This is a genomic window from Sphingomonas oryzagri, from assembly GCF_029906645.1.
GTDB classification, from domain to species: Bacteria; Pseudomonadota; Alphaproteobacteria; order Sphingomonadales; family Sphingomonadaceae; genus Solisphingomonas; species Solisphingomonas oryzagri.
Genome location: NZ_JARYGZ010000003.1, coordinates 98,492 through 117,494, shown reverse-complemented (window position 1 = coordinate 117,494; position 19,003 = coordinate 98,492). Strand labels below are relative to the sequence as shown.

At 62.7% G+C, this 19,003-nt stretch carries 22 protein-coding genes; 14 read left to right on the top strand and 8 right to left on the bottom strand.

Annotated elements, in window-relative coordinates:
* Positions 1-275 precede the first annotated feature (275 nt).
* From ssb to QGN17_RS17480, 10 genes are all read left to right on the top strand, one after another.
* Entirely contained in the window at positions 276-743 is a 468-nt protein-coding gene (gene ssb / locus QGN17_RS17525; RefSeq protein WP_281045896.1) for a single-stranded DNA-binding protein, read from the top strand.
* A 91-nt stretch (positions 744-834) separates the two neighbouring features.
* Positions 835-2,718 (top strand): bifunctional DNA primase/polymerase, encoded by a 1,884-nt coding sequence (locus QGN17_RS17520; protein WP_281045895.1) that lies wholly within the window; start codon positions 835-837, stop codon positions 2,716-2,718.
* Between the two features lie 101 nt (positions 2,719-2,819).
* On the top strand, positions 2,820-3,659 hold the full coding sequence (locus tag QGN17_RS17515) for a hypothetical protein (RefSeq protein WP_281045894.1): 840 nt from the start codon (positions 2,820-2,822) through the stop codon (positions 3,657-3,659).
* 9 nt (positions 3,660-3,668) lie between these two features.
* Positions 3,669-4,031 carry a hypothetical protein gene (locus QGN17_RS17510; protein WP_281045893.1) on the top strand — a complete coding sequence of 121 codons (363 nt, stop codon included), beginning with the start codon at positions 3,669-3,671 and terminating at the stop codon, positions 4,029-4,031.
* Entirely contained in the window at positions 4,028-5,815 is a 1,788-nt protein-coding gene (locus tag QGN17_RS17505; RefSeq protein WP_281045892.1) for a hypothetical protein, read from the top strand. The genes QGN17_RS17510 and QGN17_RS17505 overlap by 4 nt, the downstream gene beginning before the upstream one ends.
* A 97-nt stretch (positions 5,816-5,912) precedes the next feature.
* On the top strand, positions 5,913-6,647 hold the full coding sequence (locus tag QGN17_RS17500; protein WP_281045891.1) for a hypothetical protein: 735 nt from the start codon (positions 5,913-5,915) through the stop codon (positions 6,645-6,647).
* Entirely contained in the window at positions 6,647-7,165 is a 519-nt protein-coding gene (locus QGN17_RS17495) for a hypothetical protein (RefSeq protein ID WP_281045890.1), read from the top strand. Before QGN17_RS17500 ends, QGN17_RS17495 begins: the two co-directional genes overlap by 1 nt.
* Positions 7,166-7,267: 102 nt before the next feature.
* Complete coding sequence (locus QGN17_RS17490) at positions 7,268-7,792, top strand: lysozyme (protein ID WP_281045889.1); 525 nt, start codon at positions 7,268-7,270, stop codon at positions 7,790-7,792.
* Positions 7,789-8,073 carry a Pam3-gp28 family putative phage holin gene (locus QGN17_RS17485; protein WP_281045888.1) on the top strand — a complete coding sequence of 95 codons (285 nt, stop codon included), beginning with the start codon at positions 7,789-7,791 and terminating at the stop codon, positions 8,071-8,073. Before QGN17_RS17490 ends, QGN17_RS17485 begins: the two co-directional genes overlap by 4 nt.
* Positions 8,074-8,144: 71 nt before the next feature.
* Complete coding sequence (locus QGN17_RS17480) at positions 8,145-8,585, top strand: hypothetical protein (protein WP_281045887.1); 441 nt, start codon at positions 8,145-8,147, stop codon at positions 8,583-8,585.
* 365 nt (positions 8,586-8,950) lie between these two features.
* Here QGN17_RS17480 and QGN17_RS17475 read toward each other — a convergent pair whose 3' ends face one another.
* The 3 genes from QGN17_RS17475 to QGN17_RS17465 form a co-directional block, all read right to left on the bottom strand.
* Positions 8,951-9,334, bottom strand: coding sequence for a hypothetical protein (locus tag QGN17_RS17475; protein WP_281045886.1), 384 nt, complete (start codon positions 9,332-9,334; stop codon positions 8,951-8,953).
* Between the two features lie 287 nt (positions 9,335-9,621).
* Complete coding sequence (locus tag QGN17_RS17470; protein WP_281045885.1) at positions 9,622-9,819, bottom strand: DUF6771 family protein; 198 nt, start codon at positions 9,817-9,819, stop codon at positions 9,622-9,624.
* 642 nt (positions 9,820-10,461) lie between these two features.
* Positions 10,462-10,806, bottom strand: a complete 345-nt coding sequence (locus QGN17_RS17465) for a hypothetical protein (protein WP_281045884.1) — start codon at positions 10,804-10,806, stop codon at positions 10,462-10,464.
* Between the two features lie 1,339 nt (positions 10,807-12,145).
* Here QGN17_RS17465 and QGN17_RS17460 point away from each other — a divergent pair.
* Positions 12,146-12,697, top strand: coding sequence for a hypothetical protein (locus tag QGN17_RS17460; protein WP_281045883.1), 552 nt, complete (start codon positions 12,146-12,148; stop codon positions 12,695-12,697).
* A gap of 38 nt (positions 12,698-12,735) precedes the next feature.
* Positions 12,736-13,413 carry a hypothetical protein gene (locus QGN17_RS17455; RefSeq protein WP_281045882.1) on the top strand — a complete coding sequence of 226 codons (678 nt, stop codon included), beginning with the start codon at positions 12,736-12,738 and terminating at the stop codon, positions 13,411-13,413.
* A gap of 258 nt (positions 13,414-13,671) precedes the next feature.
* On the opposite strand, the gene QGN17_RS17450 is transcribed toward QGN17_RS17455, so the two are convergent.
* From QGN17_RS17450 to QGN17_RS17430, 5 genes are all read right to left on the bottom strand, one after another.
* The gene (locus tag QGN17_RS17450; protein WP_281045881.1) at positions 13,672-14,136 is read right to left on the bottom strand and encodes a hypothetical protein; all 465 of its coding nucleotides are present in this window, start codon (positions 14,134-14,136) and stop codon (positions 13,672-13,674) included.
* Positions 14,137-14,366: 230 nt separating this feature from the next.
* Positions 14,367-14,999 (bottom strand): tyrosine-type recombinase/integrase, encoded by a 633-nt coding sequence (locus QGN17_RS17445; RefSeq protein WP_281045880.1) that lies wholly within the window; start codon positions 14,997-14,999, stop codon positions 14,367-14,369.
* 158 nt (positions 15,000-15,157) lie between these two features.
* Entirely contained in the window at positions 15,158-15,538 is a 381-nt protein-coding gene (locus tag QGN17_RS17440) for a response regulator (protein ID WP_281045879.1), read from the bottom strand.
* Complete coding sequence (locus QGN17_RS17435) at positions 15,538-16,587, bottom strand: sensor histidine kinase (protein ID WP_281045878.1); 1,050 nt, start codon at positions 16,585-16,587, stop codon at positions 15,538-15,540. The genes QGN17_RS17440 and QGN17_RS17435 overlap by 1 nt, the downstream gene beginning before the upstream one ends.
* 179 nt (positions 16,588-16,766) lie before the next feature.
* Positions 16,767-17,633: an alpha/beta hydrolase gene (locus tag QGN17_RS17430; protein WP_281045877.1), complete on the bottom strand. Its 867-nt coding sequence runs from the start codon at positions 17,631-17,633 to the stop codon at positions 16,767-16,769.
* A 102-nt stretch (positions 17,634-17,735) separates the two neighbouring features.
* Between QGN17_RS17430 and QGN17_RS17425 the strand changes: the two genes are divergently transcribed.
* Positions 17,736-18,296, top strand: a complete 561-nt coding sequence (locus QGN17_RS17425; RefSeq protein WP_281045876.1) for a sigma-70 family RNA polymerase sigma factor — start codon at positions 17,736-17,738, stop codon at positions 18,294-18,296.
* Complete coding sequence (locus QGN17_RS17420; RefSeq protein ID WP_281045875.1) at positions 18,293-18,994, top strand: anti-sigma factor; 702 nt, start codon at positions 18,293-18,295, stop codon at positions 18,992-18,994. The genes QGN17_RS17425 and QGN17_RS17420 overlap by 4 nt, the downstream gene beginning before the upstream one ends.
* Positions 18,995-19,003: the final 9 nt, after the last annotated feature.

The following is a 19,003-nucleotide window of genomic DNA, read 5'->3' as shown; positions in this document are numbered from 1 at the left end:
TATGTCCGGGCTGCGATCGCGGACGGCCGCTCCGGCGGGCATCATTGCCATTGGCCCGGCTGCGATAGGCGAGTTCCGCCGGCATCCTGGGGATGCCGCGAACATTGGTACAAGTTGCCGCAGCGTCTACGCTCGAAAATTTGGCGGACCTTCCGGCCGGGGCAAGAGCAATCAAAGACGCCAAGCGCCGAATATATCGCCGCTGCCCGCGAGGTGCAGGACTGGATCGCAGCCAATCAACCTCACCAAGCAAGCCTGTTTTAGAAGGGGGAGTCATGGCCGGAGTAAACAAGGTCATCATTGTCGGAAATCTCGGGCAAGACCCGCAGACGAAGAGCTTCCAGAATGGCGGAAAGCTCGTAAATCTTCGGATCGCGACCAGCGAGACTTGGAAGGATCGCAATACCGGCGAGCGCAAAGAGCGCACCGAATGGCATAGCGTATCGATCCAAAACGAAGGACTTTGCGGCGTCGCCGAGCGCTATCTCAAGAAAGGCTCGAAGGTCTATATCGAGGGAAAGCTCGCTACTCGGAAGTGGCAGGCATCAGATGGCAGCGATCGCTACACCACGGAAATCGTTGTTTCGGGGTTCCATGGCACGCTCGTTATGCTCGATGGTGCCGGTGCCCAATCGGGCGGCAACGGTGCCGGGCCGGCCGGAAATAGCAATACCGGTGACGGGTGGACCGGGAATGGGCGTGGAGCCTTCGATAGCGATCTCGATGACGATGTGCCCTTCTAGGCCCTGACGGCCGCTCCCCCGCTGATCCTGTTTGCTTCGCCGCCTCGCGCGGTTTCGGAGGTATTGCCCCGTGTCCAGTCTGCCGTCGCCTATGGGCCAAGCCGCGCTTCAATATGCGCGGCAGGGCTGGCCGGTTTTTCCTTGCCGGGAGTGCGACGGGGAGCCGTATGTGAATTCGAAGGGCGAGACAAAGACGCCCAAAGCGAAGGCGCCGTATATCGGCAACGGCTGTAGCGGCGCGACGGTCGACGAAAAGACGATCGTCGGATGGTGGCGACGCTGGCCGAACGCGATGATCGGCATCGCCATGGGCCGCAATGGGTTGTTCGCGGTCGATTTCGATCCGCGCGTCGAGGAAGATGTAGATCCCAATACCGGCGAGGTGACCCGGCGCGAATTCACGCTCGATCAGCTGAAGGCCGAGACTGAAGCGCAGATCGGCTGCGAAATTCCCAGTTCGCTGGTGTCTGTTACGCCTAGCGGCGGCGTGCATGTCTATCTCCGCCAGCCGGCCGAGGGCGAATCGATCCGCAATCGGGGGACGTTGCCGCTTCACGTCGACGTGCGCGGCAAGGGCGGCTACGTGATCGCGCCGCCCAGCGTGATCGTCGAGCCGTGCGCGGATGCAACTGCCGGCCGCTATCGCTGGCTGCGCGGTAAGTACGACGTCGAACCTGTAGAGGCTCCGGCCGGGCTGATCGAAGCGCTACGCGCGCCCAAGGCTGGCAAACCCAAAAACGCCGCCGGCGACCAGCCGGCGACCGCTTCTCATCCTTCCGGCTCGCGTCCGTCCGCCACATGGGCGGCGGACGACGCGGCGACCACGATCGTGCGGCGCTATGCGCTGTCAGCGCTCGAAGCCGAGGCAAAGGCGCTGGCGTCGACGCCGCTCGGCAATCGGGACAATCAGAGCAACGCCAGCGGCTTCGTGATCGGCCAGCTGGTCGGCGCTGGCGCGATTTCCGAATCCGTCGCTCGTGCGGCCCTGCACGATGCCGTCTCGGCATTCGGCGATCCCGTGGCGCGTCGCTCGGCCGTCGATCGCGGCCTCGCCGCCGGCATCGCCGATCCGCGCGACCTGGCCGACATCGCCGCCCGCGCCCGCGATCGCGCCGCTCGACCCTTCCACCCTTCCGCCAACCCCGCACCCCGCCGGGGGACTGAGGATGGCAAACCTTCCGGGTGGAAGCCTGAGCCGGCCAATGACGACGATGGGGGCCGGGGGGCGGACGATGACGAAGAGGCGCGGCATCGCCGCTGCATCTTCAAGCCGCATACCGATCTCGGCAACGCCGAGCGGTTCGCGGAGCGCTTTGGCGACGATTTCCGCTGGTCGCCCGCGCTCGGCTGGATGGGCTGGGATGGCCGTCGCTGGGTCGCGCTGAAACAGGAAGAGAAGGCGGTGCCGCCCGAGGTGCTGGACGCCGTGTTCAAGACGGTGCGCGCCATTCAGGACGAAGCCGAGGTGATCCGCGAAAGCGGCGCGACGAAGCCCGACTGGTTCGACGAATGGGAGGAGCTGCCCGAGGCCGAGCGCTACAAGCTCGATGCCTTCGCCTATGCGGAGTTGAAGATGTGGCGGCAGTCCGGCGGCGATGAAAACGCGCTCGATTGCATCGTCGACGTCAAGAAGGGGCAGGCGGTCACCCGCGCCGATCATCATCGCAAATGGGGCCGCAGCTCGGAGGCCAACGGCAAGCTGACGTGCATAGCGCGTCTCGCGCAGCCGTGGCTGGCGGTGAAGGACGATGCGTTTGACGCGGACCCGTTCACGATCAACGTGCTGAACGGCACCCTGCGCTTTCGTCGTCGCCGGCAGGGCGACAAGTGGATCGCGGAATGGAAGCTCGATCCGCACGATCGCGCGGACCTGATCAGCAAGCTCGCGCCCGTCGACTTCGACCGCAAGGCCGCCTGGCGGGCGCGCTGCTCGCCGGGCTGCTGGTCTGCGCCTCGGCGCCGGCTGCGGATGTGAAAATCTCTGCCATGCCAGCGGCGACCTTGCCGGACGATGCTATCAAGCTGTCGGGCGTGCAGGGTAGCGGCTGTGCGACGGGCGTATCGCCTTGCTCGAATGTGGTCGTCACGACGGGCAGCCTCGCCGGATACCTTGCAGGACAAAGCAGCTTCACGACGGCATTTCAGCCGCTCGACGGCGACCTGACGTCGCTCGCCGGTGCCAGCGCCACGGGCGCCCTTTACTATCGTTCGGCCGCTGGCACATGGTCGCCAGTGACGATCGGCGGTGGCCTGGGCTTCTCTGGCGGCACGCTGTCTAACTCCGGCCTGCTGTCCGGCGCGATCGGCACCACGGTGCAGGGCTATAACGCGAACCTCGCCTGCCTTTCCGCGCTGGCGACGTCGGCGAACAAGGTCGCGCTCTGGACCGGATCGGGCAGTTGCTCTCTGATTTCGGCATCACCATTCGGCCAATCGCTTCTTGGCGCGGCCGACGCTCCCACAGCGCGCGGCCTGCTCGGTCTCGGTTCGGTCCTCTGTCAAAATGCGGTTGCCGCCAGCCATACCGGCGATACAATCGAATGGACGGCTGCGACCTGCACGGTGCCGGCAAACGCGATGGCCCCGAACGGGCAGATCGAGATCGTTCCTGACTGGAGCTACACCAACAACTCGAACACCAAGACGATCAGGGTCCGCTTCGGCGGCACGTCGTTCGCTTCGTCGGCCTATACGACCAGCGCGCAAGGGCAGGTCCTCGTACGCATCGCGAACCGCAACGCCACCAACTCGCAGGTCGGCACATCGGCTGGCTTCGCGACTTCGTCCGGTACGCCGACGACCAGCGCGATCGACACCACGGCATCGGTTCCGATCACGCTCACCTGCCAGCTTGCCGTCACGACCGACACTTGCACGCTGGAGAGCTACATCATCAAGCTCTTCCCCGCGAGCTGATCGATGGTCATGCTTCCAGATGCCCGCGAGAGCTGCGACTACGTCCAGTCTCTGACCTATGGCGATGCGAGCCTTGACGGCCATGTCGATCTGACAGGCTACACGCTCAAAGCGAGCTTCTACCACGCGAATGTCGCGACGGTGGACTTCACACTAGACATGGCGCCTGGCGGTGCCGGCGAGGGGCTGACGATCCTTGACGGGCCTTCCCGGCTGATCGGCATCCGCATCCTTGCCGCCACGCTTTCCGGTATCGACGACACGACCGGCGACTTCATTCTGCAGGCCGATCTGCTGGCGACGCCGCCTGCCGGCGAACGCTTCCTGCTCGGCGATCTCACTCTTCGCGTGATCAAGGGTCCCACCACATGACGATAATGATCCCCGCCGGCCCTCCCGGCATGAATGCGTATCAGCTGGCCGTCGTACAGGGCTTCGTCGGTTCGTTCGACGACTGGCTGCAGACCTTTCACGGGGCGGATGGTCTCGTGGCCCCTGCAACCAAAGCCGAGGTTCTCGCTGGTCGAGACGCTGACAAGGCGGTGACGCCCGACAGCTTGGGCGCGCTGTCATTTCCGATCTTTCCCGACGACGGCGGGGGCAGCGGGACGTTCGATGCCAACTTCGCGCCCATTCTCTGGTATAAGGACGATGGCAGCGTCGTTCCGGGGTATGACGAGTTCATTCCTTTCGTCGACGATGCGGGCTTGGTGACGGTTCGTTCGGACACGCTGCGGATTTCGATCGCGAGCGTGAAGGGTGCGGTGAAGGGCGCCCCTCGCCTCAATCGCACCTATGTGCGGTGGATCGACGAAAATGGCGGCGCCGAGGAGATGCGGCACCTCAATCTTGCGGGCGGCATGGCGATGCTGTCCGGAAAGACGCGGCTCGTGGGCTGCCCGAAGACCGGCCAGTCGCTGAGCGTGAAGACGAATTCGGGGTTGCCGATCAGCACCACCCCGCCGGCGCCGACCAAGGCCTTCATGTTCTCGACCGGCACTTGGCCGATGCAGGACGCGGTGCACGAGGTGCCGACCGCGCCCTATCTGATCCTCGACAGCCAGCTCGACAGCCTCGTGCCGCTGGTCGAGACGCTGGTCGCGAATTCAAACACGCTCGGAGAGTCGACGGGCGCCGGGCAGGCGGCCGTACTCGCGCCGACGCTGGGCGACAACGAAGCGATGGTCTACGCAACCTTCGGCGTCGGTGGCGCGAACATCGACCAAATCGGCCCTGACACGCTGCCGGATCGCAGTCTGTTGCGCGGCGTCGAGAAATGGTCGGCTTGGGCCAAGCTAACGGGCGCTATCCTCGAAGTGCCTGGCGTCGATTATGATCAGGGCGAGAGTAACTACCCGAACGACAATCAGGCAACGGTCGATACCTTCGTCGACAAATGGGATGCGCTCGGGCTGCACCTTAGCACGAGCATCCGCGCGATCCTCGGCGCTAATGGCCATCCGGTCCCGGCGAATATACCGCTGATCTTCTGGTCGCCGAGCAGCTGGTGCGTCTACGGCAACGCGGCTGGCTCGACCCACTATAACGGCAACATCGTAGCCGCGATGGTGGCGCGCGCTATCGCCAATCCCGACCGGTTCATCATGTTGGGGCCGCAATACTGGCTGGTCCACTTCATAGATGGCCTGCATGAAGATTCGCTCGGCTATCGCAAGCTCGGCGAATATGAGGGCCGCGCCAAGGCCGCGCTGCGCGCCGGACAGCCGGTGCCCGGCGTTTGGGCGACCAACGTGAACGGCACCGGCACCGGCATCACGATCAGCTACCGTACGCTTACCCAGATCGCGATCGACGCGGTCAACGTCACCGATCCGGGGCAGCTCGGCTTCAGGCTGGTCGACAACACCAGCGGAGCTGAGATCGCGCTGTCGGACTTCGCACCGTCCGGCTTCAGCGACATCACGGCGACGACTGCAACGGCGCTGGTTGCGGGCCGCAGCTACACGCTGACCTACGCGATGCAGACGTTCGAAGGGGTGAAAAACGGATCCGTTCCCGCCGTGCCGGCCGGCCCAACGAGTGGCCCACGCGGCTGCATCCGCGACACTTCCGCCGACACGTTCTCCGCGCTCGCAGGCGGTGGCCGCATGTTCGACTGGTCACAGCACCAAATTCTGACCTTCAACGCGATCTGAGGAGCTGCACATGGGAATTGGCAAGGGCAACATCCTCACCGACACGCAGGGCGCGTCTTGGGCGCGAAAGCCGTTCTCGGACGATGTCGATCGCGCGGTGGCGGCGATCGGTTTCTCGAAGATCGTGTCGTATATGCGCCCAAACGCGCTGGCGCGACGCGGGATCGATCCCAACCAGAATTTCACCGAGCGGATGAATGCAGGCGTCGCGATCGGCAATGCCGGGGCCGGAACCGGTGTGTTGCAGGTGCTGGCGGCGAACGATGCCGACTTCAACGGCGATGCGTCAATCGACGTCCATGCCACGACGACTGGCCCGTATGCGCTCGGCGTTACGCCACCACAGGCCTTCACTTTCATCGCGCCGATCCAGCTGATCAATCGCACGGCGACGGGCAGCCTTTTCTGCATCTATGGCTCCGGCCTCGATGGCTCGGGGTATGTCGCTGAGTTCGCGGGCGCCGACTTCAAGATCGGCGTGACGTGGGCAGATGCACCTCAGGCCGACATCGTGTTTGCTGGTGCAACGCCGACCGCAGGGGCGCCCCACATCGCGCTGCTGAGCCACGATCCGCTGACGAAAACGAACCACTTCGCGATCGATGGCATCGAAGGGCTGCTCACGCAGGTCTCCCCCGACGCGTTGGTCACCAGCTCGGCCGCGAGCGCGCACCCGTTCGGTTACGTTTCGGGATCGGGCGGCGTCCCGCTCTACGGCAAGCACGCCGGATGGGCCTTGTTCAACGAAGCGTATGGAGCGGGTGACGCCGACTTCGATACTTCGGTGGCGGCCGTGATCACCGCTTGGAAAACGATGGTGGGGGTCGCGTGATGTTCGGCAACGGCTGGCGGCAGCACATCGAAGAGCGGCAGGACCGTATCGAAAGCTCAGTTAACCAGCTGACCAGCGTCGTTGGCGACATTGGCGGCAAGATTGATAAGCTGAGCGAGGGAATGACGGACACGGGCGAGCGTGCAGCTCAGCGCGCCCAAGCGGTGAAGGCCGAGATGCGGGACGAAACCGACCGCAAGTCAAAGGAACGCAACGGCATGGCGATGATCGGCTTCGGCCTGCTCAGCGCCATCGCGCTCATCGTTGCCGCATTGACCGGGCCGTGGAAGGAAAAGCTGGAGACGACATCCACCGGGCAGGCTGCCGATACGGCAGCCATCGCGGCGGTGCGCGAGGTTCTGGCACAACAGGGCGCCGGCATCGGGCGAAACTACGACAGCAATGAGATCGCCCGCGAGAAGAACAAGGCGCAGGACGAGCAGCTGCGCCAGGTCCAGCACGACGAAGCCTACATGCAGGGCTGGATGAGCGCCAGATACGGCTACCCCGGCCGATAAAAAAGAACCCCGCCGGGGTCAGCCGACGGGGTCAAGCGGGGGAAGGCCGGGTGGAGTAGGCACCCGGCTGACCTCTCAATGATCGACATCGATGGAGGTTTCATGACGGACGATCGGGCCGCGCTTTCGCGCGTGAACCGCTGGCCGAAGCTCGCCGCTGCGATCGGCGCCACGGCAGCGATCATCACAGGCACGACGGTGACGAAATGGGAGAGCGGCGGCCAGCAGCACCTTGAAGCCTATCATGGCGCTGCCGACGCGCCGGGCATCTGGACGATCTGCGACGGCGACACGCTGAACGTGAAGCCCGGCGACCGGGAGACGTCGGCGGGCTGCGCGGTGCGTGTCGATAAGCGCCTCGTGTCATTCGTGGCGCCGGTCCTCAAGGCAGCGCCCACGCTCAAGGGCCATCCCTATCAGCTCGCCGCCTCGATCAGCCTCGCCTACAATATCGGCGCCGCCAACTTCGCAACGTCGACAGTCGCCCGCCGCTTTCGCGCGGGCGACTGGGTCGGCGCGTGCACAGCCTTCGCCATGTGGAACCGCGCGAATGGGAAGGTCGTGCCCGGTTTGGTGAACCGGCGCACAGACGAAATCAAAATCTGCCTCACGGAGTTGCCGAAATGAACGATCTCCCTTCGCCTGCATCCACCGCCGCGCGGGCGATCGCTGCTGCGATCGTCCGGCACGTCATCACCGCTGCCGGCACGGCGCTGGTCGCGCACGGCTACGTCGATCAGGACACGGTCAACGGCGCCGTCTCCCCGATCGCGGACGAAGTCCTCGGCGCGCTGCTCGTAGCTGGAGCCGCCTCTTGGAGTGCCATCCGGGCGCGCGCTGCTCACTGGCGATGGGTGGAGGCACTGTACGCGCCTGCGGAGCCTCGGCCGCCCGTGCAGCCATCCTGAGGCGCCGCCACAGGCGCGCCAGCCAGCTGATCATCACCCTCACTCGCAAAGCCTACCAGAAGGAGAATATCATGTCCGTTGCATCCACCCTCAAGAAGGTTCTCGGCTTCGTTGCCGGCATCCTCATCCCCGGCACCAGCGAAGGTACCACCGACCTCACTCACGCGATCCAGCAAGAGTTGGCGACGGCTTTCGGTCAAGCGGCGAAAGACCTCGCCGCCAAGCTCTCGATCGACACGACCGGTATGAGCGGCCCCGACAAGGTGTTCGCCATCACCAAAGCGCTGATCGCCACGGCTGAGGCGCAGGGTATTAAGGCCGACATCAACATCATCGGTGCCGTCGCCCTTGATGTTGCCCAGGCGGCCTATCGCGCGACGCTGCCGAACCTCGAAAGCGGCCTCGTGGCGCTCGCCTCGGCGATCGAGAGCGCTGGCGGCCTCAAGCTCGCCGCCACGCTGGTGGTCGACGGCATCGAAGCGCTGGCCGGCACGACGGCGGCAGCGGCCTGATGCGGCTTTTCGGGCGCCTTGCCGGCAATACGCCTCCGACGCTGCCGGCAGGCGCCCGAGCCTACGTCGACGGCTTCGGCCCGCTACGCGATCGCTTCTGCGTTCGGGCTAAGCGGCCGGAGGAGGATGGTATCGGAGCGCTGGTCCGTGGTGACTTCTCCACGGCATCCGGGGCGCAAATGTATGCGGCGTGGTGCAACCGGGAAGGGGCGCTCAACTGGAACGTCAACGGCGTAGGAATGCCCGTTTGAGCCAATAGAAATGTTTTACACCGCAGCGCTAACCTATTGATCTCCAATAGACGATTTTGGCGATGTTTTACACGAGAACGCGCAGATTTCAGCTATTCATGTCAGCTTGGAAGGCTAGCGGGGTTGTCGCATCATTCGAAGTCGTAACCGCTCCATCATGGCAGGGGGAACGTGAAGCGTGGTGCGCTTCTTTTTCAGCGCTCGATTATGATGATAGAACCACGCGACCATGTCGGCTCCGTTCTCAAAGGACGGCAACGGAGCATCGGCCTGTGACGGAGCCGGCCGGCCGGGAACGATCAGCACGTCGTCGCGCGATTGGCAGCATCGGCAGCGAAATCGGCGACGGGCGGCTTCGAGTTCAATAGGCCATCCTCTCTGTTCGAATTGACGCCAGATGCCGGCATCGATCTGCTCGGCGCGGGCGCACGCGTAACACCAGAGCCGGAGGTCGTAGCCGGCAGAGCAGATGTCCTTGAGCGTCGCGAATCGTGGCACCTGTAAAGCGTGTCAGGTGGAATCCTACATTGCCAGATCGTTGCCACCGCTACCCTAAGCCATTGATTTACATAAGGCGCATTCGAGGCGTCTGTGTGGCAATAGCCATTGAATTAATTCAAGATTTTGTGTCCACGGCGAAAACACGGGTTCGAGTCCCGTTGGGGTCACCAATTTAATAAAATCAAGCACTTAGCCTCCTTCCGGGGGGCTTTGTCGCGCGTGTTTGTCTCACACTTTTTTGGGTGGAGAGGGGCACAATAGCACCGATTCCACGGCGGCGCGGTTCAACGGATCGGTAGCGTCATCTGCCTTGCGTCGTTCGTCGGCGGCTCGGGTTCGCCAAGGCGGGCGACGATCAGCGCCGCCATCGTATCGGCTGCCCTTTCAACGAGAGAAGGGTTGGCGGCCGTCAGGGCCAGCCTCGCCCATATCGGGCTATCGGCGAGGATTTCGGCAATGCGTGCAGGTTCGATTCGGTCCATGCATCAATGAGAACATAAACAGAACCCGGTCGCAATTACACTTGGCGCTTGCTCTCTTGCCGCCGATGGGTTTCCGCGTTCGGCAAAGAGGGCGCATGTGTATCCAAGTCATCGATAAGAGGCTTTACAATGCACCTGCCAATGCGCTAATTACTTCGGACGGCAACGCCGTTTTATTTCAACAATTATGGAGTGTAATATCGAAAAGGAACAGAAGTTTGGCAAGCTACAAAACTTATATTGAGCTACATTGTAAAGATTGCGGGTATGATAGTCTGAACCCTGGAACTTGGCGTGAGCAAATCGCTGCATGTCCCGCAACCAATTGTAATCTGCATTCAGTAAGAGCGGTTCCCCGACATTGTATGAGGGGTGGGCAGATCGACCCTGCTGCCATCGCAGCCGTTATCGCCAAACTCGAAGCGATAGATCGAAGGAGGGCAGAAGAGGGCCGATAACCCTCGATTTGGCGTTGATTCGCCACCAGATGCGCACAGCCAAGGCATGTAGGGTATCCTAACCCGTCTCGTGCCTTCGCTGTGCGCTTTTGTAGGCAATTTGCCACCAACCTGCGAACGTCCGGATATGGTGGGTTGCGGGCGGGCAGGTTTTGGACGCGAGAAGTCGGGAGCTGACGCTCGGTTAAATGACTGCGATGCGCGGCTGGATACGCTCAGCCACCGCCGCCAGCACCTCTCGATCCCCTGTCGCCAAGGTCAGATAGCTGAGCGCGTGTTCGTAATAGACCCGCAGCGATGTCTCGTTGAACATCAGGACTCCTTCTACGAAATCCTCGCCATCGACATGAGCGGGTAGCGAGAGACATCCATCTGCGTCTTGTCCCAATGCCTCCGCAATTTCGCGGAGCATGGCGCGGAACGGAGTTGTGTAGTTGAAACTATTTAACACCCAGAAGACGAGTTCCCAGCCGCCTTGCGGATCAGCTTTGATCTCCAGTGGGGCGCGGACCTCGATCATCGGAAGCATGATGGCGGCTGTCAGGAGCCGCGTCCAGACGTTGAAACGGCGCCAACTGGGGCGACAACGGCCCGGCAGATTTTCCGCCCGAAACCCGTCAGGCCGCTTCCCGCGCGATTCGATTCGGCAGAGGCACCGGATCGGCATGGGATGGTGGAAAACGGCTGGACTGCTTTTGGAAATTGCTTGCCGCTTCTTTGCCGGTTCCCAAGGTGATCTCGATCGACTTCCTCTAGACGCGGCTATGAAACAGCAGGTAGAGTCCGAATGCCGTCAAGACCGCGCCGAGAAGCTACGAATATCACCAAAAGTTTCTGGTCTTTTGAGGAATCTGACCCCGTAACCTGAACGGCGAGACCGCTATTGATACATTCGACGGTTGCATATTGAACCCGCGAAATACCTTTCAAAGCCCTGTTGGCTTCACTGAGAACTGGTTCTTCGATCACTCTCCCATCTACCGTTATTCCACTAAGATATGCTTCCGCTTTTGCCGGCATTGTTAGCGAAACAGAATATCGCCCGATCCCTGCCCCGCAGTCCGTGGCGAAGGACTGAATGATATCGCTCTGAATAGGACCGGCATGCTTGTGGCTAGGGGCGGGCGGATATTTCTCTCCCGATAACAGCGAGAACGATACAACGGCGAGTAAAACTTTATGGAACATCGTTCCGCCCTGCGCTTGTCAGCGGAGCGTGATAAAGGAGCGAGGTTGCGTCGGCAATCAGCGAAATGCAAACGCGGCGTTCACGACCGCCTTTGGGGCGATAGCCGAACGGCTCAAGTGGCTATCGCTGGCGAATTGTGGCGGCCTGTTGCGCACGACGACTACGAGAACGCAAATACGCCCCACTCCACGCGATGGCGAGCGCTAAGATCATCCAGTAGGGCGAAAGATGCATAGAGGCGATCGCTGGGAGCAGCATCATTCCGACGATTAGGGTCGCGACGCCAATTCGCTCCATCACCGTGGTGCTTAACTTCATGGCTCTCCCGCTCGTTCCGATGACCGATTTGAGGTATCATGATCGTTTACGGCGATGGCTGCAATTGGGGCGAATGCGGTCAGCCCTATATCAATCATCCACAGTTGGAACATAACGCAAACTGATACCCATTGCGCCCGATCGTTGGCGCTGGCATTGATGCCTATGCGGTTCGGCAAAATCCAAACCGTGAGGCGTGGAAACCTCTTTGCCACAAGGTCCGGTCGAGTTTTCTCGGCCGGGTGGCATGCGCGTATGTCCAGCCGGTTCGCCGGTAAAGGTGCATGCGCCTTGTCCTTGTGCAGGGTTTCCAACGCCCGGCTCGCAGCCGGGAACGCCTCCTACAGGGACAGGGGGCGGCATGACGATACGAACAAAGCATGTGGTGGCCTTGACGGTGGCGGGTGCCCTGTCAGCCTGTGCGACGCCTGTAACGCCTCGCTACTCTGTCGGAACGGACAACGTGGTCGCGCTCCGCGACCTTCACGCTACAGGCATCAGCGTGGGCGCCTTCGAGGAACCTGCACAGGACGATGTGAAGTGCCGCGGTATCGGCCTCATGCGGATGCAGGACGGGCTTACCCATGCCCAGTATGTCGAGAAGGCCCTTGCCGACGAGTTGAAGGTAGCGGGCGCCTATGCGCCGCCACCGGGCAGGGTAATGGTCAGCGGGCGCCTGCTGCGCATCGATTCCAGTTCTGGCCTCGGTAGCGAAAACGGGCGGTGGTCGATGACGATCATGCTTACGTCCAGCAACGGCACCACGTTGACCATATCGAACGATTACACGTTCAGGGCAGGCTTTGCCGCCACCGCAGCGTGCAACAACGTTGCGCAGGCCTATGTACCTGCCGTGCAGGACATCATCGGCAAGGCGCTGGCCTCGCCCGACTTCCGAAATCTCATTCGATAGCGTCGGCACCACGCCGCAATCCAACGGGAGCAAAGCACATGCTCATTGTCGTTATCGTAGCCTTCGTCATCATCGGCGGCATCATCATGGGCATCATGCAATCCGAGGTACAGCAAGGGCATACGCAGGCCCTTGCCACGATCGACGGCTTCAACCCTGCTGTTAGGTTCGACGGGGGATTCGGCCCTAGCCTTGCACTCGATCCCGCTTCCAACCGCTTTGCGATTATGCGGGGCGCCAGCGTCAAGGTCTTCACCTTCGACCAGCTTGTCGCGGTCGAGATCGAGCGTAACGGCGGCTTGCTGACGCGCACCAATCGGGGGAGCCAAGCGAAGGGTGCGATCGTCGGTGGCGTGCTGCTTGGGCCTGCGGGCCTCCTTGTCGGTGGCCTGTCGGGATCGAAGACGACCACGGACCTCGTGAAGCGCCTATCACTCAAGGTCTTCACCAACGACCTTGTGCAGCCCGTCCATGAGATCGTGTTCTTCAAGGATGGACAGGGTAAGGAGCCGAACTCCATGTTCGTTCGGCGGGCGGCAGAACGCCTTGATGAATGGCATGGGCGCTTCCGCACCATCCTCGCGATGCAGGCAGCAGCGACGCCAGCCACGCAGCCCGAGCCTGTCGGCAAAGAGCAACCTGCGCCGATCGATACCCTGCCCGCCACACCGTCAATGCCGAAGGCGGGTTGGATGAGCAGGACGTTCGGTGCCTGACGCGCCGCCACCATCAAAGGTTTGGGCGATCAAAATTGATGCCAACTAGCACGCGATCGCCCAGCGAACCGGTTGAACGTATACCGTTCTATGGCCCGATGGAGACCAAAGTCGCGGTATGGCGCGGGCGGAAGGCCTCAAAATGCAATGATGCTTAGTGAGTGTTCTTCAGCCAAAGAGCGAGGTGCCAAAGCCGGTTTTCTAAAGCATGAGCGGGAGCGACGGACTATTGCATAGGCCTTTGGCTTGTTGCACTAATCAAGTTATGGCTATTCCACCTCCTCCCGAAGCCCTTACCGCCGCTGCAATCGCTGCTCCCGTCGTCAAGGAAGCAATGGACGGCTTTGGAAAGACACTTGCCAAGCAAGTAGGGCGTTTTGCCCGATCTTTCGTTGATAGAGCGGTGGTAGACCAGCGGGCGGTCATCGTAAGGTCTGTCAAATCATAGACTATGCCTTCGGGCGCAAGACGGAAGGTAAGGCGCTGTTCGTAAGCCTGACCCCGTTCGGTGAGCGCCTTGCGCATCAAGGACCTCGCAATGCGTTGGACCACCAGCGCCCCCACGATAAGACCGACGACGGCGAACTCCACCGACAGCCCGGCGTCCAGCCATGAACCCGACGCCCATGCCCCCACCGGAACGCCTACGGCCAACATAAAGATGAGGAGGATTAACTTGGTCTGCCGTGGCGACACGCCTCGCCGGGCCTTGATATAGGCCATCGCGGCGGAGCTTTCCCCGGCAGCCAAAACGCCCGTAGCTTCCACCCTATTCTCCCCTCAAAGCGGCTCGCCAGAGGACGCGACGAGCAGCTTTCCGCGATTGCTCTACGTTTGCATCGAAGGCGCTTGATGGCAACGACCGCAAACCACCACGGATAACAAGCCGCTCTATGACCGGGATTGGGCGCCGATCAGATCGGCTCCTCGCTTTGGGCGGGGAGCCGACACCGTCAGATTTCTGTGCCCTCTGCGAGGGTCAAGGCGTCTTCGACATCGACGCCTAAATACCGGACTGTATTTTCGATCTTGCTATGACCCAGCAGAATCTGGACAGCCCGCAGATTTCCCGTCGCCTTATAGATGATCGAGGCCTTGGTACGCCGGAGAGAGTGGGTTCCGTAGTCTTCTCGTCGCAATCCGACGCCGGTCACCCATTCATCCACTAGGCGAGCATACTGACGGGTACTGAGATGGTCGGAATGATCGATCCGGCTTGGAAACACGTAATCGCCTAATGTGCCGCCGCGACGCTGCAGCCAAGCCAACAGACTAGCACGGGCATCCGAAAGCAACTCGAACTGCACCGGCCGCCCTGTCTTTGTCTGGGTGACGGTTGCACGTGTGCGAATCTGCCCTCCGCTTACGATATCGCCGATCTTCAGGCGGACGACGTCGCAACCCCGAAGTTTGCTATCGATCGCGACGTCGAAGAGCGCTCGATCGCGAAGGCGCCGATGATGATCGAGATAGAAGCGAATACCCCATATCTGCTTTGGCTTCAGCGCTCGCTTGGCCCCAACTTTCCGCCCCGCGTTCCAAGCTTGCCGGTCACCCGCGCCGGGATCAAATTCTGAAGTGCCCATCGTTCTTCTCCTGTGGCCAAAATCGGCCACAACAGAAACGCACTCCAGGCGTTACGCACTTCGCTCGCGGGACAGGAACGGTAAGTCAGGTGCAGACCAACCGCCTACTCTTGGTGGGGGGCACGAAATACCTGAAAGCGAACCTCCCAGTTCACCGTTCATGCATCCAGCGCAGCATTCAGATCGCGGACCAGGCGTCGGCTATCGAGCGGTTTGCCATAGAATATCGTTCGATCCGGCAGCAGCGAGTCGTTGGCCAGCTTCTGCGCCGAGACGATGAAAAGCGCTGCAGGCGGCCAGCGGTTGCGGATGTAGTGGACGAGCTTGATCCCGTCCATCGAGCCCGGCATCTGCACGTCCGTGACGACGGCACCGATCTCCGGGTGGCCTTCCATGATCCGGATCGCCTCGTCGGCATCCTCCGCATCGAGAACCTGGAAGCCATGCTCCTCCAGCATGTCGACAAGCTCGAACCGCAGGATCGGCTCGTCGTCGACCACCAGCACGGTATGCTGGGCTATGGTGATGGCCTGGCCCATCAGAGCAGACCCGCCCCCCCGGACATGCCTGCCAATGGCGCGTCCAGTGTGAAGATGAGGCCCGCAGGCCGATAATCCAGCACGCAATTTCCTTTAAAGGCGGACTTCAATGTGCGCTCGATCAGCGTCGAGCCGAACCCTTTCGACACGGGGGGCGTGACGGTGGGTCCATGCATTTCCGTCCAGCACAAGGTGAAACGCATGCCATCGGGATTCGGGGCCGGATGGATTTTCCAGGACAGATCGATCCGCCCGGAAGGCACGGCGAGCGCCCCGTATTTCGAGGCGTTGGTGGCCAACTCGTGCAGGGCCAGCGCCATCGCGATCGCCTGCGAGGAGGATAGTAGCACGGGCGGACCGCTGACCGTGATGCGGTCGTTCTGATGCCCGGCGAGGGCAACCTCGGCGAGCGCTGCCAGATCGGCCGCATCCCATTCCGCAGCGGTGAGCACGTCGGTCGCGCGGCCCAGCGCCGCCAGTCGCTCGCTGACGCCCGCCTTCGCCTGATCCAGCGTTGCGGAGCGCCGCAGGGTCTGCAAGGTGACGGCCTGCGTCACCGCCAGGACGTTCTTGAGGCGGTGGCCCAACTCTCGGTTGAGAATCTTGAGCTGCTGGTCCGCTCGGACCGCGAAACTGGTTTCCGTCACCGTGTCGAGCATACCGACGATCGTGCCGTTCTCGTCGCGGATCGGGCTGTAGCAGAAGGTGAAATGGGCCTCCTCCTCCGCGCCGAAACGATCGGTCATCATCGCGTAGTTCTCGATGAAGGTCGGTTGGCCGGCGAAAGCGCGCTCCGCGATCGGACCGATCTCGTGCCACGCCTCGGACCAGACATCGGCGAAGGATCGCCCAAGCGCCGAAGGCTTGTCGCCCAGGATCGGCAAAAACGCATCATTGGGAATGCTGACCAGCCCAGGACCCCAGACGATACATTGCGGGAATTGCGAATTCACGATCAGGCTGACCGTCGTCTTCAGAGCGGCTGGCCAGCCGTCGATCGGGCCCAGCGGCGTCGCGGACCAATCGTGCGATCGGATCGCTTCGGCCATCGGGGTGTCGAGTCCCAGAAACCCCATTGCCGGCAAGATCCCCTGAAGGCTCGGCAGGTCCGGAGGCCCGCTGAGGAAGGTTGGTAAAACGCTATATGCTGGTGGCAAACTGCCGACACAGGGCGGAGGTAACTACTTGAAACCGTCCGATGGAAGACATCGTTCCCGCGAGCCTGACCTCAATGCCCGGATCCGACTTCGCGGTTCACGAACGCGGTCAGGTCGCCGAGCACGGGAGCCCGCCCTCTTAATGGCTTCGCGATCGCCGTGACGAGTCCAGCGTGCCCGACTGCGGGATAACTTCGGCGCTCGACGGGAACGCCCGCCGCCCGGAGTTTTGCGCCGAGAGAGTCGCTGTTGGCCGGGCGGACGGTCTCGTCCTTGTCACCCGTCGCGAGGAAAGCCGGCGGATCGCCGGGTTCGACATAATGGACCGGCTGCGTCGTGACCGGATCCGCCACCCCGCCGAAGGTCTGTTGGACGACCGGACCGTCGAACGGCAGAAAATCATACGGGCCCGCCAGCCCGACCAGCGCCTTGACGGCCATGCGGTCCGCCCCGAGCCAGCGCGGATCGAGCGCCAGCATCGCCGCATCATAGGCACCGGCGGAATGGCCCATCAGCACCAGCCGATCGGGATCGCCGCCGATCTCGGCCGCATGCGAACGCGCCCAACGCACCGCAGTCGCATTGTCTTCTAGAAAAGTAGGATAGTGGACCTGCGGCACGAGCCGGTAATCGGGGATCGCCACGATGTAGCCGCGCGAGGCCAAAGCCCGCCCGACGAAGGAATAGCCGCTCTTCGTCCCCGAATTCCAGGAACCTCCGTAGAAGAAGACGATGATCGGCCGGGGCGTCGCGGATCGCGCCATCGGCGCATAGACGTCCAGCCGCTGACGCGGATCGGGACCGAAGGCCGCGTCCCGCACGATCAGCCGGACGCCGCTATCCTTGGGCATGACCGCATTGAAAACCTTCAGCGGCGAGCAGGCCGAGGCGATCAGCCCCAGCAGCGCGCCAGCTACCCGCCCCCTACCGAGCTTCACGTCGAACCTTCATCATTCCTCGTCGTCCTTCTTGCCTCGGGCGGAATGCCGGCTAGTCTGAAGCTCTTACGAGCTACGTCGCTCACGACTCATTGGATGCGCATGGGCTCGACAAGTTCCGACAGCGACGCCGCCAGCCTTGCCGCAACGCTTCGCCGCGTGGCGGATGGCGACCGCGCCGCGTTCGAGGATGTCTATCGCCGCACTTCGGTGAAGCTATTCGGCGTCTGCCTGCGTATCTTGCCCGTAAGGCAGGAAGCGGAAGAGGCGTTGCAGGAAGCCTATCTCTCGGTGTGGCGCCGGGCGGCCACGTTCGACGCGGCGAAGGGCAGCGCGATGACGTGGCTCATCACGCTGACGCGCAACCGCGCGGTCGATCGCCTGCGCAGCGGTGGCAAGGTCGCGACCGCGCCGATCGAACTTGCCGAAGATGTGCACGATCCCGCACCGGCCGCCTCGACGCTGATGGAGATCGGCGAGGACCAGCAACGACTGGCCCATTGCCTGGGCACGCTTGACGGCGGCGATGCCGGCCTGATCCGCACCGCCTTCTTTGAGGGCTCGACCTATGCCGAATTGGCGAGCCGCGCCGCGACGCCGCTCGGCACGATCAAGAGCCGGATCCGGCGCGCGCTGCTCAAGCTCAAGGACTGCCTGTCGTGAGCGCAGAGTTGCCCGATGACGACGAACTGCTCGCCGCCGAGCTGGCGTTTGGGTTGCTCGATCCTGCGGAGCGGCAGGTGGCGGAAGTGCGATTGACCTCCGACGAAGGGTTCGCCAGCGCCCACGCCCGCTGGCAAGGCTATGCGGCGGCGATGATCGACCATCCCGGCGAAGCACCCAGCGCTTCGGTCTGGACCGCGATCGAGGCGCGCCTGCCGGCGAACGATAGCTCGCAGGCCGCTTCTGCGTCGCTCCGCTGGTGGAAGGCGGGAACGCTGGTCGCCAGCGCCGCTGCCGTCGTACTGGCCGTGGTAGCGCTCCAGAAGCCGCAGACGATCGTCGAGCGCGTGCCGGTCGCGCAGCAGGCCGCAGCACCGATGGTGGCGGTGCTCACCGGCAAGACGGGCTTCGTGACGGTCAGTTTCGATCCGGCCAGCGGGCGAATGACCTCGGCCGTCACCGGCCTCGACATCGGCGCGCATTCGCCCGAACTGTGGGTCATCCCGGCCGACGGCAAGCCGCGCTCGATGGGCGTGATGAACGCGGCGGCGCCGAGTTGGGCCAAGGTGCCGACCACCGCGGCCTCGGTGATGGCAGCAGGCGTGACGATCGCCGTCTCGGTCGAGCCGGTGGGCGGCTCGCCGACTGGCCAGCCGACCGGCCCGGTCATCCTGACCGGCAAGCTGACGACGACCTGATCCGCGATG

What these genes read in the sequence shown, in the direction of transcription:
- ssb (WP_281045896.1), top strand. Translation starts at nt 276, where the DNA reads ATGGCCGGAGTAAACAAGGTCATCATTGTCGGAAATCTCGGGCAAGAC.
- QGN17_RS17520 (WP_281045895.1), top strand. Translation starts at nt 835, where the DNA reads ATGGGCCAAGCCGCGCTTCAATATGCGCGGCAGGGCTGGCCGGTTTTT.
- QGN17_RS17510 (WP_281045893.1), top strand. Translation starts at nt 3,669, where the DNA reads ATGCTTCCAGATGCCCGCGAGAGCTGCGACTACGTCCAGTCTCTGACC.
- QGN17_RS17505 (WP_281045892.1), top strand. Translation starts at nt 4,028, where the DNA reads ATGACGATAATGATCCCCGCCGGCCCTCCCGGCATGAATGCGTATCAG.
- QGN17_RS17495 (WP_281045890.1), top strand. Translation starts at nt 6,647, where the DNA reads ATGTTCGGCAACGGCTGGCGGCAGCACATCGAAGAGCGGCAGGACCGT.
- QGN17_RS17490 (WP_281045889.1), top strand. Translation starts at nt 7,268, where the DNA reads ATGACGGACGATCGGGCCGCGCTTTCGCGCGTGAACCGCTGGCCGAAG.
- QGN17_RS17485 (WP_281045888.1), top strand. Translation starts at nt 7,789, where the DNA reads ATGAACGATCTCCCTTCGCCTGCATCCACCGCCGCGCGGGCGATCGCT.
- QGN17_RS17480 (WP_281045887.1), top strand. Translation starts at nt 8,145, where the DNA reads ATGTCCGTTGCATCCACCCTCAAGAAGGTTCTCGGCTTCGTTGCCGGC.
- QGN17_RS17470 (WP_281045885.1), bottom strand. Translation starts at nt 9,819, where the DNA reads ATGGACCGAATCGAACCTGCACGCATTGCCGAAATCCTCGCCGATAGC.
- QGN17_RS17465 (WP_281045884.1), bottom strand. Translation starts at nt 10,806, where the DNA reads ATGCTTCCGATGATCGAGGTCCGCGCCCCACTGGAGATCAAAGCTGAT.
- QGN17_RS17460 (WP_281045883.1), top strand. Translation starts at nt 12,146, where the DNA reads ATGACGATACGAACAAAGCATGTGGTGGCCTTGACGGTGGCGGGTGCC.
- QGN17_RS17455 (WP_281045882.1), top strand. Translation starts at nt 12,736, where the DNA reads ATGCTCATTGTCGTTATCGTAGCCTTCGTCATCATCGGCGGCATCATC.
- QGN17_RS17450 (WP_281045881.1), bottom strand. Translation starts at nt 14,136, where the DNA reads ATGGCCTATATCAAGGCCCGGCGAGGCGTGTCGCCACGGCAGACCAAG.
- QGN17_RS17445 (WP_281045880.1), bottom strand. Translation starts at nt 14,999, where the DNA reads ATGGGCACTTCAGAATTTGATCCCGGCGCGGGTGACCGGCAAGCTTGG.
- QGN17_RS17440 (WP_281045879.1), bottom strand. Translation starts at nt 15,538, where the DNA reads ATGGGCCAGGCCATCACCATAGCCCAGCATACCGTGCTGGTGGTCGAC.
- QGN17_RS17435 (WP_281045878.1), bottom strand. Translation starts at nt 16,587, where the DNA reads ATGGCCGAAGCGATCCGATCGCACGATTGGTCCGCGACGCCGCTGGGC.
- QGN17_RS17425 (WP_281045876.1), top strand. Translation starts at nt 17,736, where the DNA reads ATGGGCTCGACAAGTTCCGACAGCGACGCCGCCAGCCTTGCCGCAACG.